Origin of the sequence: Parashewanella tropica, assembly GCF_004358445.1 — a bacterium.
In the GTDB taxonomy this organism is placed as follows: Bacteria; Pseudomonadota; Gammaproteobacteria; order Enterobacterales; family Shewanellaceae; genus Parashewanella; species Parashewanella tropica.
On record NZ_CP037951.1, the window covers coordinates 744,150 to 758,434 of the forward strand.

13 protein-coding genes are annotated in these 14,285 nt (G+C 41.2%); 10 read left to right on the forward strand and 3 right to left on the reverse strand.

Annotated elements, in window-relative coordinates; translation table 11 throughout:
• Positions 1-76 precede the first annotated feature (76 nt).
• The 7 genes from hflK (at position 77) to E2H97_RS03140 (ending at position 6,299) form a co-directional block, all read left to right on the forward strand.
• Positions 77-1,225 (forward strand): FtsH protease activity modulator HflK, encoded by a 1,149-nt coding sequence (gene hflK, locus E2H97_RS03110; protein ID WP_133405778.1) that lies wholly within the window; start codon positions 77-79, stop codon positions 1,223-1,225.
• Positions 1,226-1,227: 2 nt separating this feature from the next.
• Positions 1,228-2,109, forward strand: a complete 882-nt coding sequence (gene hflC, locus E2H97_RS03115; protein WP_133408557.1) for a protease modulator HflC — start codon at positions 1,228-1,230, stop codon at positions 2,107-2,109.
• 341 nt (positions 2,110-2,450) lie between these two features.
• On the forward strand, positions 2,451-3,041 hold the full coding sequence (petA, locus tag E2H97_RS03120; RefSeq protein ID WP_133405779.1) for a ubiquinol-cytochrome c reductase iron-sulfur subunit: 591 nt from the start codon (positions 2,451-2,453) through the stop codon (positions 3,039-3,041).
• 11 nt (positions 3,042-3,052) lie between these two features.
• On the forward strand, positions 3,053-4,267 hold the full coding sequence (locus tag E2H97_RS03125) for a cytochrome b (protein WP_121837422.1): 1,215 nt from the start codon (positions 3,053-3,055) through the stop codon (positions 4,265-4,267).
• Positions 4,267-5,034: a cytochrome c1 gene (locus tag E2H97_RS03130; protein ID WP_133405780.1), complete on the forward strand. Its 768-nt coding sequence runs from the start codon at positions 4,267-4,269 to the stop codon at positions 5,032-5,034. The genes E2H97_RS03125 and E2H97_RS03130 overlap by 1 nt, the downstream gene beginning before the upstream one ends.
• Positions 5,035-5,186: 152 nt before the next feature.
• Complete coding sequence (gene sspA / locus E2H97_RS03135; RefSeq protein WP_133405781.1) at positions 5,187-5,816, forward strand: stringent starvation protein SspA; 630 nt, start codon at positions 5,187-5,189, stop codon at positions 5,814-5,816.
• Between the two features lie 3 nt (positions 5,817-5,819).
• Complete coding sequence (locus E2H97_RS03140) at positions 5,820-6,299, forward strand: ClpXP protease specificity-enhancing factor (RefSeq protein ID WP_133405782.1); 480 nt, start codon at positions 5,820-5,822, stop codon at positions 6,297-6,299.
• 61 nt (positions 6,300-6,360) lie between these two features.
• On the opposite strand, the gene E2H97_RS03145 is transcribed toward E2H97_RS03140, so the two are convergent.
• Positions 6,361-7,542 (reverse strand): GGDEF domain-containing protein, encoded by a 1,182-nt coding sequence (locus tag E2H97_RS03145; RefSeq protein ID WP_246029048.1) that lies wholly within the window; start codon positions 7,540-7,542, stop codon positions 6,361-6,363.
• A 201-nt stretch (positions 7,543-7,743) separates the two neighbouring features.
• On the opposite strand from E2H97_RS03145, the gene E2H97_RS03150 reads away from it, so the two are divergent.
• From E2H97_RS03150 to E2H97_RS03160, 3 genes are all read left to right on the forward strand, one after another.
• Entirely contained in the window at positions 7,744-8,421 is a 678-nt protein-coding gene (locus E2H97_RS03150; protein WP_133405783.1) for a hypothetical protein, read from the forward strand.
• Between the two features lie 445 nt (positions 8,422-8,866).
• A complete protein-coding gene (locus tag E2H97_RS03155; RefSeq protein WP_133405784.1) occupies positions 8,867-9,451 on the forward strand; it encodes an anthranilate synthase component II in 585 nt (194 codons plus the stop codon).
• Positions 9,448-11,925: a S9 family peptidase gene (locus E2H97_RS03160; protein WP_133405785.1), complete on the forward strand. Its 2,478-nt coding sequence runs from the start codon at positions 9,448-9,450 to the stop codon at positions 11,923-11,925. Before E2H97_RS03155 ends, E2H97_RS03160 begins: the two co-directional genes overlap by 4 nt.
• 61 nt (positions 11,926-11,986) lie before the next feature.
• Here the strand turns inward: E2H97_RS03160 and metB are convergent, their stop codons facing one another.
• Together metB and metX are read right to left on the reverse strand one after the other, a co-directional pair.
• Positions 11,987-13,207 (reverse strand): cystathionine gamma-synthase, encoded by a 1,221-nt coding sequence (metB, locus tag E2H97_RS03165; RefSeq protein ID WP_133405786.1) that lies wholly within the window; start codon positions 13,205-13,207, stop codon positions 11,987-11,989.
• Positions 13,197-14,216, reverse strand: a complete 1,020-nt coding sequence (gene metX, locus E2H97_RS03170; protein ID WP_170308237.1) for a homoserine O-succinyltransferase MetX — start codon at positions 14,214-14,216, stop codon at positions 13,197-13,199. Before metX ends, metB begins: the two co-directional genes overlap by 11 nt.
• Between the last annotated feature and the right edge of the window lie 69 nt (positions 14,217-14,285).

Genomic DNA, 14,285 nt, shown 5'->3' on the forward strand with positions numbered 1-14,285 from the left:
ATTGACTGTTGAGAACCTAGGTTATTAAGACGGTCATACGGCATTTTCATAGTTTCATTCTGTTACGGAGTGTTAAATGGCTTGGAATGAGCCCGGAAATAAGGGCAAAGACCCTTGGGGTAATAAAGGTAGCGGTGGTAACGATAAAGGACCACCTGATTTAGACGATATCTTTCGTGGTATGTCAAAGCGCTTTGGCGGTAAAGGCGGAAACTCAGGTGTCAGTGGCACTGCCATTGGGATTTTTCTTGTTATCGCTATCGTAGTATGGGCGTTGTCTGGTTTTTATACCATCAAACCAGCAGAACGCGGAGTGGTATTACGTTTTGGTAAGCTCCACAGCATTCAAACCCAAGGTTTACACTGGCAAGCGACCTTTATCGATAAAGTTTACCCTGTAAACGTTGAAGAAGTACGTTCAATTCCAGCTTCAGGTAGCATGTTAACCGCGGATGAAAACGTGGTTCGTGTTCAGCTTGAAGTTCAATACGAAGTTGAAGACCCGTACAAATACTTATTCAGTGTTGTTGATGCCAATGCGAGTTTAAGAGAAGCAATCGATAGTGCGCTTCGTTATGTGATTGGTCACAACAAGATGGATGATATTTTGACGACAGGTCGTGACAAAATTGTTGTCGCAACTCGAAGCGAAATTGAGCGCATCATCAAGCCATATAACTTAGGTCTTAAAATTGGTGATGTGAACTTATTACCTGCACGTCCGCCTGAAGAAGTAAAAGACGCGTTTGATGATGCCATTGCTGCGCAAGAAGATGAGCAACGCGCCATTCTTGAAGCCCAAGCTTATGCTCGCCAAATTGAGCCACAAGCTCGTGGTAAAGCAGAGCGTATTTTACGTGAAGCGAAAGCATATAAAGAGCAAGCTATCTTAGAAGCGCAAGGTAAAGTGGCTCGTTTTGAGAATCTTTTACCTGAGTATAAAGCGGCACCTAAAGTGACTCGTGAACGTTTATATCTTGAGACGATGCAAGAAGTGCTGAAAGGTAACCGTAAGGTGCTTGTTGATAGCAAAAACAGCAATAACCTAATGTATCTACCATTAGACAAAATGATGCAAAGCTCAACACACTCTGCACCAATGAAACGCTCAGCAGTACCAAATATTGAGTCAACGCCAACACATGCTTCTCAATCAAGTTCAACAAATGGTCGCAGTAGTGTTCGTATGTCTCGTGCAGAAAGCATGCGTCAAAGTGGGAGATAATGATGAATAGAATAGTACTAATTGTTATCGCCTTATTTGTTGGTCTAGGTATTTCGTCACTGTTTAAAGTGGATGAAGGTGAACGTGCTATCGTGTCACGTTTTGGTAAAGTCAATAAAGTTGAAGTTGACGGCAAACCAATCACTGAAGTTTACAAGCCAGGTTTACACTTCAAAATCCCTGTGATTGATAAAGTGCGTTATATGGATGCACGTATTCAAACGCTAGACAGTGATGCTGACCGTTTCTTGACGTCTGAGAAAAAAGACTTGATGGTTGATTCATACGTTAAATGGCGTGTGAAAGACTTTGAGAAATATTACGAAAGAACTCAGACAGGTCCTATCGTTGATAGACTGTTAGCGAAAGTAAACAATGACCTTCGTATTGAGTTTGGTCGTCGTACCATCAAAGAGATTGTTTCTGGTAGCCGTGACGAACTGCAAATGGATACCCTAAAAAATGCACAAGAAAGTGCTAAAGATTTAGGTATTGAAGTTGTAGATGTTCGTGTTAAGCAAATCAACTTACCAGATAGTGTGAGTAGCAGTATCTATAAGCGTATGCGTGCTAACCGTGAAGCGGTTGCTAAAGAGCATCGTGCAGAAGGTCAGGAGCAATCAGAAGTGATTAAAGCGACGGCTGATGCGCAAGTTACGGTTCGAATTGCTGATGCTAACCGTCAAGCTATGATCACGCGTGGTCAAGGTGATGCTGAAGCGGCAAAAATATTTGCGAACGCGTATAAAAAAGACCCTGAGTTTTATAGTTTCTTGCGCAGCTTAGAAGCTTATCGTGACAGCTTTGGTAATCATGATGACGTAATGGTTCTTTCACCAGATAGCGACTTTTTCAAGTACATGAAAGGTGCAGATAAAAAGTAATACTGCATGAGTGTTGTTAATTACAGACAACTTTCATAAAAAAAATCGTCAACTGTAAAAAAGCCCGAACAAATTCGGGCTTTTTTGTTTTTTCGATACTATGACAACTTAAAAAATAGTCAGCAGACATCGAATTTTGAGCAGTTGCCTATTTTTTAGCTGACTAAAGCGCAAAAAACAAAATATCCCTAAACACTTTATGTGTTTTCACTATGATCTATTTCTAATTTTTAGCTATAATGAGCATCGCCTCAATCTTTGATTGCTAAAATTTTGAGCAATTGTACAGATTAACGTCTTTAATTTAAGAATAATTCCAACACCCTCTGGGAGATAAGTGGATGAGCAATGCGCCAGTCGATACCGGACGTCGCAGATTTCTGACCGCCGCAACCGCCGTAGTAGGTGGAGCCGGTGCCGTCGCTGTAGCGGTTCCTTTCATTAAGTCATGGAATCCAAGTGCCAAAGCGAAAGCTGCAGGTGCGCCGGTTGAAGTTAACATCAGTAAAGTCGAGCCGGGTCAGCTGATCCGTGTAGAATGGCGAGGTAAACCTGTATGGGTTGTACGTCGTACTGATGACATTTTGGCAGAGCTGCCAAAGCACAATGATCAATTACGTGATCCAAACTCTGAAGAAGACCAACAACCTGAATACGCGAAAAATATCTATCGCTCAATTAAAGAAGAATTCTTTATTGCAGTAGGTATCTGTACTCACTTAGGTTGTTCTCCAACGTATGAGCATAACAAGTTTGAGCAATATGTTGAAGGCATTAAGTCTGGTTTCTTCTGCCCATGTCACGGTTCAAAATTTGATATGTCAGGTCGTGTATTCCAAGGCGTACCTGCTCCATTGAACCTCGTGATCCCTCCTCATCACTATGTCGACGATAACACTATCCTTGTCGGTAAAGATAAAGGAGAAGCGTAATTATGATGACCATGTTAAAGAATTTACAAGGTTGGATTGATGCGCGTATCCCAATGACGGCGACTTATAACCGTCACGTTGGGCAATATGCGACTCCGAAGAACTTTAACTTTTGGTATTTCTTCGGCTCTCTAGCTTTATTAGTGCTTGTTAACCAATTACTGACTGGTATTTGGTTAACCATGAACTATGTACCAAGTGCTGAAGGTGCATTCGCCTCTGTTGAATACATCATGCGTGATGTGGAATACGGTTGGTTACTCCGTTATATGCACTCTACAGGTGCTTCGGCGTTTTTCATCGTTGTTTATCTGCATATGTTCCGTGGTGTTATCTACGGTTCTTACCAAAAGCCACGTGAACTACTGTGGTTATTCGGTATGCTGATCTTCCTAGTATTGATGGCTGAAGCCTTCATGGGTTACTTATTGCCATGGGGTCAAATGTCATTCTGGGGCGCGCAGGTAATTATCTCACTATTTGGTGCGATTCCAGTTATCGGTGATGACATCACTCTTTGGATCCGTGGTGACTACGTTATTTCAGGCGCAACGCTAAACCGTTTCTTCGCCTTACACGTAATTGCTCTGCCGCTGGTTCTAGTTGTACTTGTATTCTTACACTTGATTGCACTACACGAAGTGGGTTCGAACAACCCTGACGGTATTGAAATCAAGAAGAACAAAGACGAGAACGGTTGGCCTGTAGATGGTATTCCATTCCACCCTTATTACACTGTAAAAGACATTATGGGTGTGGCTGGTTTCTTGATTGCTTTCTGTTGGGTTCTATTCTATCTGCCTGATGGTGGTGGTTACTTCCTAGAACGTCCAAACTTTGAGCCTGCAAACCCTCTGAAAACACCTGAGCACATTGCGCCAGTTTGGTACTTCACACCATTCTATGCAATCTTACGTGCAGTACCTAACAAGTTAGGTGGTGTTGTGATGATGGGTCTATCGATTGCAGTTCTATTTGTTCTGCCTTGGTTAGATCGCTGTAAAGTGAAATCTGTTCGCTATCGTAGCATGTTCCATAAATTGAACATCGGCCAGTTCGCTGTTTCATTTATTATCCTTGGATACTTAGGTGCAGTACCTGCAACACCTGAGCTAACGATTGCAGCACGTGTATTCACTATCACTTACTTTGCATTCTTCTTCTTCCTGTGGCTATACAGTAAGAATGAAAAGACTAAGCCAGTGCCAGAGAGGTTGACTCACTAATGAAAAAGTTACTGATTGCATTTGCCTCATTATTTCCAATGATGGCGATAGCCGCTGGCGGCGCTCCAGTTCCTTATAAAGCAAACATTGATTTGCATGATAAGGCTTCTTTAGAGCGTGGTTTGGATTTATTCCAAAAGCATTGTTCTGGTTGTCACAGCACTGAATATCAACGTTATGAGCGTGTAGCGAATGACCTAGGTATTTCTATTGATGATATGCGTGCTAAGTATATCCTTGATGGTGCTAAGCCAGGTGAATTGATGACTAACGCCATTCCTGGTAAAGAAGCGGCTAAGTGGTTTGGTGCAACGCCACCAGATCTAACGCTTGTGGGTCGTGTTCGTGGTGAAGATTGGCTTTATAGTTACCTAAAAACTTTCTATAAAGATCCAAGCCGTCCATTTGGTGTGAACAATACTGTATTCCCATCAGTGGGTATGCCACACGTTCTTCAAGACCTTCAAGGTGTTCAAGAGCAGGTTTGTAAAGAAGCGAAAGATGAAGCGGGTAACCCTATCATTGATAAAGCTTCTGGTGAGCCAAAAATGAATTGTGAACTGGTTATTCCTAAAGGAAAAGAAGGTTCAATGACGCCTGAGCAATATGACCAAGCGGTAAAAGACATTACTGGTTTCCTAGTTTATTCAGCTGAGCCAGTTCGTCTGGAACGTGAAGAATTAGGTAAATACGTACTAGGATTCTTGTTTATTCTGTTCGTGTTGTCATATTTCTTGAAGAAAGAATATTGGAGAGATGTACACTAACCGTTAATTTACGGGTAGAATGTACTGTTATCCATCGTTAACGGGGGGCTTTGCCCCTCGTTTGTTTTATTTTTCTACCTAGAATGAATGTTGTCTGTTCGTAATTTGAGCTGATTTCTGTGTTCTAGTTTTTTCGATTCTGGAGGGTATCAATGGCTGTTGCTGCCAACAAACGCTCTATCATGACCCTATTTTCTGGGGCTGATGATTTATATAGCCATCAAGTACGTATTGTTTTGGCTGAGAAAGGTGTCTCTGTTGATGTTTTACAGGTCGACCCAAATGAAATGCCGGAAGATCTATTAGAGATCAATCCATATAATTCTGTACCTACTCTCGTAGACCGCGAATTAGTTCTGTATCAATCACGCATCATCATGGAATATTTAGATGAGCGTTTTCCACACCCTCCATTAATGCCAGTTTATCCTGTTGCCCGTGGTCAAAGTCGTTTGATGATGCATCGTGTTGAAACTGACTGGTATCAATTGGTTGAGCGTATCCGCAGCAACGATAATGCGGATGAAGCGCGAAAAGAATTACAAGAAAGCTTAACTGCAATTTCCCCAGTTTTTGCAGAGATGCCATACTTTATGAGTGAAGAGTTTGGTTTGGTTGATTGTTACCTAGCACCTTTGCTATGGCGCCTACCAACTTTAGGTATCGAGTTAAACTCGCAAGCTAGTCAGCATATTCACGCCTATATGACACGTATCTTTGATCGTGAATCATTCAAAGCTTCTTTGACAGAAGCTGAGCGCGAAATGCGTATGGGGATCTAATTTATGTTAACTCCGAATCGTCCATATTTACTCAGAGCATATTATGAGTGGCTACTAGATAACGATCTAACACCGCATTTGGTTGTAGATGCATTTGTGCCAGGTACGCAAGTTCCTCAACAATATGTTAAAGACGGGCAAATTGTCTTAAATGTTGCACCGTCAGCAGTAATGAATCTTGAAATGGGTAATAGCTATGTTGAGTTTAATGCTCGATTTGGCGGCGTACCACATCATATTCTATTACCAATGGCTGCTATTGTTGCTATTTACGCCCGTGAAAACGGTGCTGGCAGTGTATTTGATATGGAAGAAGCTTTTATGGCTTCGCAAGAGGAAGATGAAGAGTTAACTCTAAGCAGCGTAGATTCTGATACGAATGAGGAAGAAGCTAAAGAGCCTATCGTTGAAGAAGCTAAAGCTGAAGATCCTAAAACGAAAAAACCACCTAAGAAGCGTGGTCATTTAACTGTGGTTAAATAGTTTAGAGTATCTATTAGAAAACCGAACCCAAGAGTTCGGTTTTTTTATGCTTGAAATTGGCTCATGAACACACTTGATTACGTCCTTGCTTCTTAGCTTTGTATAAAGCAATGTCGGCCGCTTTCAACGTTTTATCAAAATCTTGTTTACGCTGGTGTTGAGCTACACCGATGGAAATAGTTACGCTTACAGATTTATTCGTATTTGTTTTCTTATTTCTTGCACTCTTGTTGGTATTTTTACGGTTTTCATCTCGGATCATCATCTTATAATTTTGAATTTCTTCACGTACCGCTTCAAGGTGTTCTAGAGTTTGTTCGACAGATTTTCGAGGGAAAATAATGGTGAACTCTTCACCACCGTAACGAAACACCTTACCGCCTCCAGTGACTTTTGACAGTTTGCTCGCTACCAGCTTCAGTACTTGATCGCCGACATCATGGCCATAGGTGTCGTTGAACTTTTTAAAGTGGTCAATATCGGTCATGGCAACACAATACTTGTTACTTAGGGATAAAACTAAATTGTATAAGGCTCTGCGTGATGGCAGCCCGGTAAGTTCGTCCCGATAGGCCAAGCGATACGAATCAAATAAGACACTGATGAAGATTAAAATAGCCACACCGAGTAATGTAATATCAGCGGGTATTGAATGTGGCTTAAAATACAGGAGTGACCACAAAACGAAGGAAAGGGATATTGTCGTTGTGGTAAGTGTATTTTTAATAATAGTGCCAAAGCCAATAATGAGAGTCGTTGTTAACCATATCGAAATAATAATATCGCTGTAAGCTAATTTTGTTGGCATAAGTATCTTGTTGGCGTGGTTGAGAAGTATGTCTAAATTGAACGTTAGAACAGCACAAAGTGCGAACATACTTAATGCTAATATTCCGTGAATGGATGCAATGCCTCTATCTTTCATCAATAGCAACAGTACCATGCTTAAGCTACCGAATAGGAAGATTTGCTCTTTAAGTGAGAGTAAATACTGGCTATCAATAAAGAGGCTACGATTAACGCTGTAATATATGACAAGCAGAAAAGCCAAATAGGCTAAACGGCTTCGATTAAATTGAAGCGCTACTAAGCCTGCAATGGGCAACAGCCATAAAGGAAGTTCACGAGTGACTGGCCGCCATTGTTGCCAATATTCTTGAAAATTCAGTACCAGAAAAAATCCAATACAGGTGAATAACATTGGTAAAAATACTGTTCGTATTCGCAAAACTATATTAGCCAATGTTGGCTCCATTTACATCAGAGGAAGGAACAAGTTAAAACTAAAATCGTGTGTGTTGTTTACTCAAACTTGCAACCATATTCGCAACATCATTATCACCATTCTATAATGAACAAACGTTTGTCGCCATTATTGGTCAACAAATTTACTGCTTAATATCGCTTATTACAGCAAGTGGTATAGAAACATGAGGATGTAGATATGAAGTTAAGCGGAGCCCCATTACTCTTGGCCTTATTAGGTCTTTCTTTGCCAGCATTGGCAGATTCATCAAATGGAATTAGCATCAAAGCAGGTACCTTAGGTGCTGGTATCGAGTATTACCATGGTTTAACAGATAACGTGAATGTACGCCTTGGTGTGAACGCCTTTAATGTTAACGGCGAAATTGAAAAAGCATCATTAAAATACGATGCAGATCTTGAACTGCGTTCAGCTTCACTTATTTTTGACTATCATCCGTTTGATTCTTCTGGTTTCCGTCTGAGTGCTGGTGCTTTTTACAATGGCAATAAAGCCAAATTAGAAGCATTAGCTATCGATGGTGAATATAAGTTCAATGGTAAAACTTATAAAGTTGAAGATGTTGGCAGTGCTAAAGGCGAAATCACGTTTCAGAAATTTGCTCCTTATGTTGGGCTAGGTTGGGCATTTGCACCAAACAGTACCTCAAGTTGGAGTTTTAATGTTGAACTCGGTGCTTTTTATCACAACACTCCAGAAACTCAGTTAGATGTGACTTGTGGCAAATCACTCTCAACGAGCCAATGTAATGCTCTTTTAGACAACGTTGTTGCTGAGCAAAAAGAATTTGAACGTGATATTCAAGAGTACAAGTGGTATCCAGTATTTACTTTAGGTGCACATTATCGGTTCTAAATGAAACTATTCATATTATTAAATAATCAATGCCAGTCACTTAGCTTGACTGGCATTGTTCGTAAAAGAATCTGTTAAAAACCTTAAAGCTCTGCATCTTATACCAATTACAGTAATTAACTTCTCACTCAGCAAGAGCTAAAGATTTTCAGTACAAAGCGCAAGCACGAAGAACTATCGGGATAATTCAAGAGCTTGTAATGCAGTAATGGAAATCTTTAGCCTTGCCCTTTGGGAGCTTGTATGCGCCCAAATTACTACTCCAAATTGCTTTGACGTAGATGGCTATGTCTGCATCAATTTCGATTGTACTTTGACCGCATACACAGCTCTGAGTTGAGTATTTAATTGCTGTAATTGGTATTAATTACTTTTGATCATAGAATACCCCATCTGTACCCATTCTTATTTCATTTATGCAGCAACAACAAAAGGTAGCAATTCGATGCTACTGATGATTGATAATTATGACTCGTTTACCTTTAACCTTGTTCAGTATTTTCAGCAGCTAGGGCAAGAAGTAATGGTGAAGCGCAACGATGAGATCACTATTGAAGATATTGAAGCGTTAAAGCCGACCCATTTGGTGATATCTCCAGGGCCTTGTACTCCGAATGAAGCTGGGATTTCATTAGAAGCTATTAAGCACTTTCAGGGAAAGCTTCCCATATTGGGGGTTTGTCTTGGACATCAAGCCATCGCTCAAGCTTTTGGTGCTAATGTTATTCGTGCAAAGCGTGTTATGCATGGAAAAACCAGTGATATTTCTCATAATAATGAGCGTTTATTTTCTGCATTAAATCACCCTTTAACGGTGACCCGTTACCACTCGCTATTGGTTGATTCCCTACCTGAAAGCTTTACACTGGACGCATGGTTTGATGATCCAGATTATGGGTGTGAAATCATGGCGATGAGCCATAATTCCCTGCCGATTTATGGCGTTCAATTTCACCCTGAATCTATTTTGACCGAGCAAGGACTTGAGTTGCTCGATAATTTTTTAAAAACAACAAAGGAACAAGCATGAACTTGTTGACTCGAAACCTTGCCTTAGGGACATTAAGCATGGCGATTTTATCGGCATGTGCATCTGCGCCAATTACTCCCAAAACTCAGTTACAGCCTCAATTATCTACAGTCGAATTAGCGACTCCACCAAAAGTGGATCAAAAGCTTACCATGAAACAGATTATGGCTAACCCTGATTGGATGGGGATTTTAGCGAAACAAGCTTATTGGTCAGATGATAGTAATTCAGTGTACTTTGTTCGTCAGGCTTATGGTTCTCCGTTAAAAGATTATTACCAACAACCTGTTAATGGCAAAGCGAAAAAACTGAGCATTGCTGATTACCACCTAGCCGACCAACGTGGTGGTGTTTTCAACCCTGAGAAAACCAAAAAAGCGTCTTTGTATCAAGGTAATATCTTCGTAAAAAATCTTGAAACAGGTAGCGTTGAGCAAGTCACCAAGCAAAATCGACGCATCAACGGCGTTCGTTATTTAAGTAATGGTGATCTAGCATACTGGCAAGGTAATCAGATTTTCCGTATTCATGCCAATAATGGTTTAATTGAGCAGTTGGCTGACATCAAAATGGCTAACGCGCCTAAAGGCGTGCAACAACCAACAACTTATTTGGCTAAGCAACAGCAACGTTTGATCAAATATGTGGCTAAGCAACATAAAGATGCAGAGCTTAAAGAACAATTTAATGATCGATTGGCAAAACAAGATCCAACCGTCGCTTCAAAAGCATGGTACTTAGGTAAAAATAACCGAGTAGTAGAATCAAGCTTGTCACCAGACGGCCGCTATTTATTTGTGGCTGTAGTTGATAAAAATTATAAGTGGCGTAGTGAGCATGACATTATGCCAAATTACCTTGGTAAAGACGGTTATGTCGATGCCGTTCCTGCACGTGCAAGAGTGGCGGAAGATAACTATCCCGGTCAGGACTTCATGGTGCTTGATCTAAAAACGCATCAAAAACGTGCCATTACTATTGAGGGCTTAACAGGTTACAACCAAGATGTGTTAGCCAAAGTAAAAGCTGAAAATGCGAAGAAAGAAGGCAAAACTTACGACAGTGAAAAAGCGCCGCGTAAATTGCAGTTAATGGTAGATTGGGGCTGGAGCCAAAGCCCTATTCAATGGCACCCTTCAGAAGACAAACTCTTGGTGATGATCGAAGCCGTAGACAACAAAGATCGTTGGATTGCTAATGTTGATCTTAAAAATGGTCGTTTCAGTACTGAAGATCGTTTACATGATGATGCGTGGATCAATTATACCCATAATCAATATGGTTGGATTGATGATAGCGATCAATATTACTTCTTGTCAGAAAAGTCGGGTTACTCTCAACTTTACCTAAAGCAAATTGGCAAGCCTGCTAAGACATTAACTAAAGGCAAGTATGTAGTGAGCGAAGTGACCGTCGGTCCTCGTGGTCAGTACCTATACTACAAAGCCAATAAAACTCACCCTGGAATGTACAATGTTTATCGTGTGAACATCGTATCAGGGAAAAGTGAACAGCTAACCAACTGGAAGGGCGTGTTAGATTATCGCTTAAGTCCAGATGGTGAGTCGTTACTTCTAACAGCATCTACTCGAACTCGCCCGAATGAGCTTTATGTTCAAAAAATTGGTGGCGAGCTTAAGCAACTTACAAACTATACCAGTAAAGCATTTGCTGATTACAAATGGCAGGCACCTGAGGTTGTAGCTGTTCCATCGACTCATGGGGCTGGTGAAGTCTATGCACGTGTGTATCTACCTCAAGGGTTCGACAAGAATAACGCTGATAAATATCCAGCGGTGATTTTCAATCACGGTGCGGGTTATCTGCAAAACGCACATTATGGATTTTCTGGATACTTCCGTGAGTACATGTTCCACAACTTGTTAGCCCAACAAGGCTATGTGGTAATGGATATGGATTATCGTGGCTCTAAAGGTTATGGACGTGACTGGCGTACTGCAATCTACCGTAATATGGGTCATCCAGAAGTGGAAGATTTGGAAGATGGCGTAAAATGGATGGCAGCGAATGCCAACGTAGACGCTAAACGCGTGGGAACTTATGGTGGTTCTTACGGTGGTTTCTTAACCTTTATGGCATTGTTTACTGAACCTGATTTATTCCAAGCAGGTGCCGCGCTTCGTCCTGTAACCGATTGGGCACACTATAACGCGCCGTACACTTCTAACATTTTGAATACGCCAGATGTTGATCCGATTGCGTATGAACGTAGTTCACCAATCGAACATGCAGAAGGTCTTAAAAAACCGCTGCTGATCATGGCGGGTGTCTTGGATGACAACGTATTCTTCCAAGACAGTGTTCGTCTGGTTCAACGTTTAATTGAACTTGAAAAGCCAATGTTTGAAACGGCGATTTATCCAGTGGAGCCGCACGGTTTTAAACAACCATCAAGCTGGTTAGATGAATACAACCGTATTTATAAGCTATTTGAGCAAAACTTGAAAAAATAGCTTTATGAAGGCTAAAGTGAAAAAACGGCGCAGATTATCCTGTGCCGTTTTTTGGAATAGCTTACTTTTCGGTAAGCTTTTGTTTTAAAGCACTAAGAGATTCAAGCGCTCTTGATAAGTCAGCGAGTAAATCTTCATTGTGTTCAATGCCGATTGAGAATCGTAATAAAGACTCTGAAATTCCCGCTGTTTTACGCGCTTCTTCGCTGATCCCTGCATGGGTCATGGTAGCTGGGTGACAAACTAAACTTTCCACACCGCCAAGAGACTCCGCAAGTGTGAACATACTTAATGAATTAAAGAAGTGCGTTAACAGCTGTGGGTAATCTTGAGTCTCAGAGCCTAAATCCAATTCGACACTTAACATGGCACCAAAACCTGACTGTTGTTTTGCCGCTATTTCATGCCCCGAATGACTCTTTAAACTTGGGTGATAGACCTTTTTAATGGCTGGATGCTGGTTAAGGTAATCCACAACAGATTTTGTATTTTGTTCATGAATTTGAAGACGAGCATGTAACGTTCGAACACCACGTAAAGTCATATAGCTATCAAAAGGTGCCGCAGTCGCGCCAATACAGTTTGCCCACCACGCTAACTTTTCGTGAAGCTCTTGGTTTTTTGCAATCACGGCACCGCCAACTACGTCACTATGACCATTGATGTATTTAGTGGTTGAGTGGATGACGATATCTGCACCTAATTCAAATGGTTTTTGCCATAAAGGGGTCAAGAAAGTGTTATCGACGGCAACTAAGGCACCGACTTGATGAGCTTGTTGGCAAATGGCTTCAATATCATAAATCCGAAGTAATGGATTACTTGGTGTTTCGACCCATACTAGACGGGGTTGCTGCTCAAGAGCTTGTTGTAGGGCTGCAGAATCATTTTGGTCGACAATAGTTAATTTGAATAATCCACGTTTTGAAGCATGTTCAAATAAACGATAGCTGCCACCATAACAGTCATGGGGAACGAGAAGAGTATCTTCAGGTGTTAATAACTGGAGGACAAGGTTAACTGCTGCCATTCCTGTTGGTGTGATCACCGCGCCATGACCGCCTTCGAGCTCTGCTAATGCTTCTGCGAGTAGATCGCGAGTTGGATTGCCTGAACGAGTGTAATCGTATTTTCGAGGTTGATTGTAAGACTCGAAACTGAAATTACTGGATAGATAAATCGGTGGCATCACTGCACCATGAGCGGTGTCAGTATCTAAGCCAGAACGAACGGCTGATGTTTGTGTATGGGCGTAGGTGTGTTGTTGATTATTATTTGACATGGCGGATGGACTCTAACGTTTGTTGAATAAGTGGTGTTATGGCTTGAGTTTCTTTTAAAAAGGCATCATGACCGTACAGTGAAGGAAGATTGAAATGCTGACTTTTCCCTTGGCTATATTCAGCCAGCTCTTGCATCAATTTTTTAGGAATGAGTTGGTCAGTATCAAAGCTGATACAAGTTATCGGTGTTTTAATGTTTTCAGGCAGGACATGATGCAAGTCGATAGATTCTGATAAACAAAGATAGGCACGACAGCAGAAATTTTTCTTAAATGCTTCACCTCTAGAGGCTAAATATCCATTAACAGGAAATTGAAAGTAGCCATCTACGACATACGGAGCGGTTGAAAATCTTTCTTCAAACTCTACAAATGAACGATAAGTCGTCATCGCTAGCGCTCTAGCAAGCGCGATGGCTTGTTCCTCCTGCTCAGTATCTGCGCCGAGTTGTATGATTTGACGTTGTATCGAGCGCCAAGCAATACCAAGGTTACTGCTTTTATGAGCCGCACATAGAATACAAAGTTGTTTTACTTTATTTGGAAATAATTCAGCGAATGAAAGGGCGATCATTCCGCCATAGGATGCACCAATAAAGCTGTGAACCACATCAATGTCTAAATGTTCTAATAAGAGTGAAATGGCTTTTGCCTGATCTCTGGTATCAATAGCGGCGGCTTGGCTTGAATGTTCATTAGCATCTGGAGCACTGGAGTCATGGTTTCCACCCAGAAAATCGATACTTAATACTTGATAAAGATCAGTATCTATCGCTAATCCTGCTCCGACCATTTCTGGCCACCACTGCTCGGTTTCTTTCCCTGACGAAATACCCCCGAGCACAATGATTATAGGTGAATCCTTAGGACCTCGAAGGTAGTATGAAACTTGTCCTTGAGAGATATTTCCACCATGGAACAAGGGTTGTTGTTCTGGTAAATGAAAAGAGTCACGAATATCTATCCTTGGCAATGTCTCAAAGAAAGACGGCAATACTGCAGTTGTCATCCTGTTATCCCTATACATACTGAAATGAGTATTTGCATAATAAATCTTACTTAATGCATAGATAATAAA

Bases quoted from the DNA above. Each gene is read 5' to 3' on its own strand.
- metB (WP_133405786.1), bottom strand. From the start codon at position 13,207: ATGTCAAATAATAATCAACAACACACCTACGCCCATACACAAACATCA.
- E2H97_RS03150 (WP_133405783.1), top strand. From the start codon at position 7,744: ATGAAGTTAAGCGGAGCCCCATTACTCTTGGCCTTATTAGGTCTTTCT.
- metX (WP_170308237.1), bottom strand. From the start codon at position 14,216: ATGACAACTGCAGTATTGCCGTCTTTCTTTGAGACATTGCCAAGGATA.
- E2H97_RS03160 (WP_133405785.1), top strand. From the start codon at position 9,448: ATGAACTTGTTGACTCGAAACCTTGCCTTAGGGACATTAAGCATGGCG.
- E2H97_RS03125 (WP_121837422.1), top strand. From the start codon at position 3,053: ATGTTAAAGAATTTACAAGGTTGGATTGATGCGCGTATCCCAATGACG.
- E2H97_RS03140 (WP_133405782.1), top strand. From the start codon at position 5,820: ATGTTAACTCCGAATCGTCCATATTTACTCAGAGCATATTATGAGTGG.
- petA (WP_133405779.1), top strand. From the start codon at position 2,451: ATGAGCAATGCGCCAGTCGATACCGGACGTCGCAGATTTCTGACCGCC.
- sspA (WP_133405781.1), top strand. From the start codon at position 5,187: ATGGCTGTTGCTGCCAACAAACGCTCTATCATGACCCTATTTTCTGGG.
- E2H97_RS03130 (WP_133405780.1), top strand. From the start codon at position 4,267: ATGAAAAAGTTACTGATTGCATTTGCCTCATTATTTCCAATGATGGCG.
- hflC (WP_133408557.1), top strand. From the start codon at position 1,228: ATGAATAGAATAGTACTAATTGTTATCGCCTTATTTGTTGGTCTAGGT.
- E2H97_RS03155 (WP_133405784.1), top strand. From the start codon at position 8,867: ATGCTACTGATGATTGATAATTATGACTCGTTTACCTTTAACCTTGTT.
- hflK (WP_133405778.1), top strand. From the start codon at position 77: ATGGCTTGGAATGAGCCCGGAAATAAGGGCAAAGACCCTTGGGGTAAT.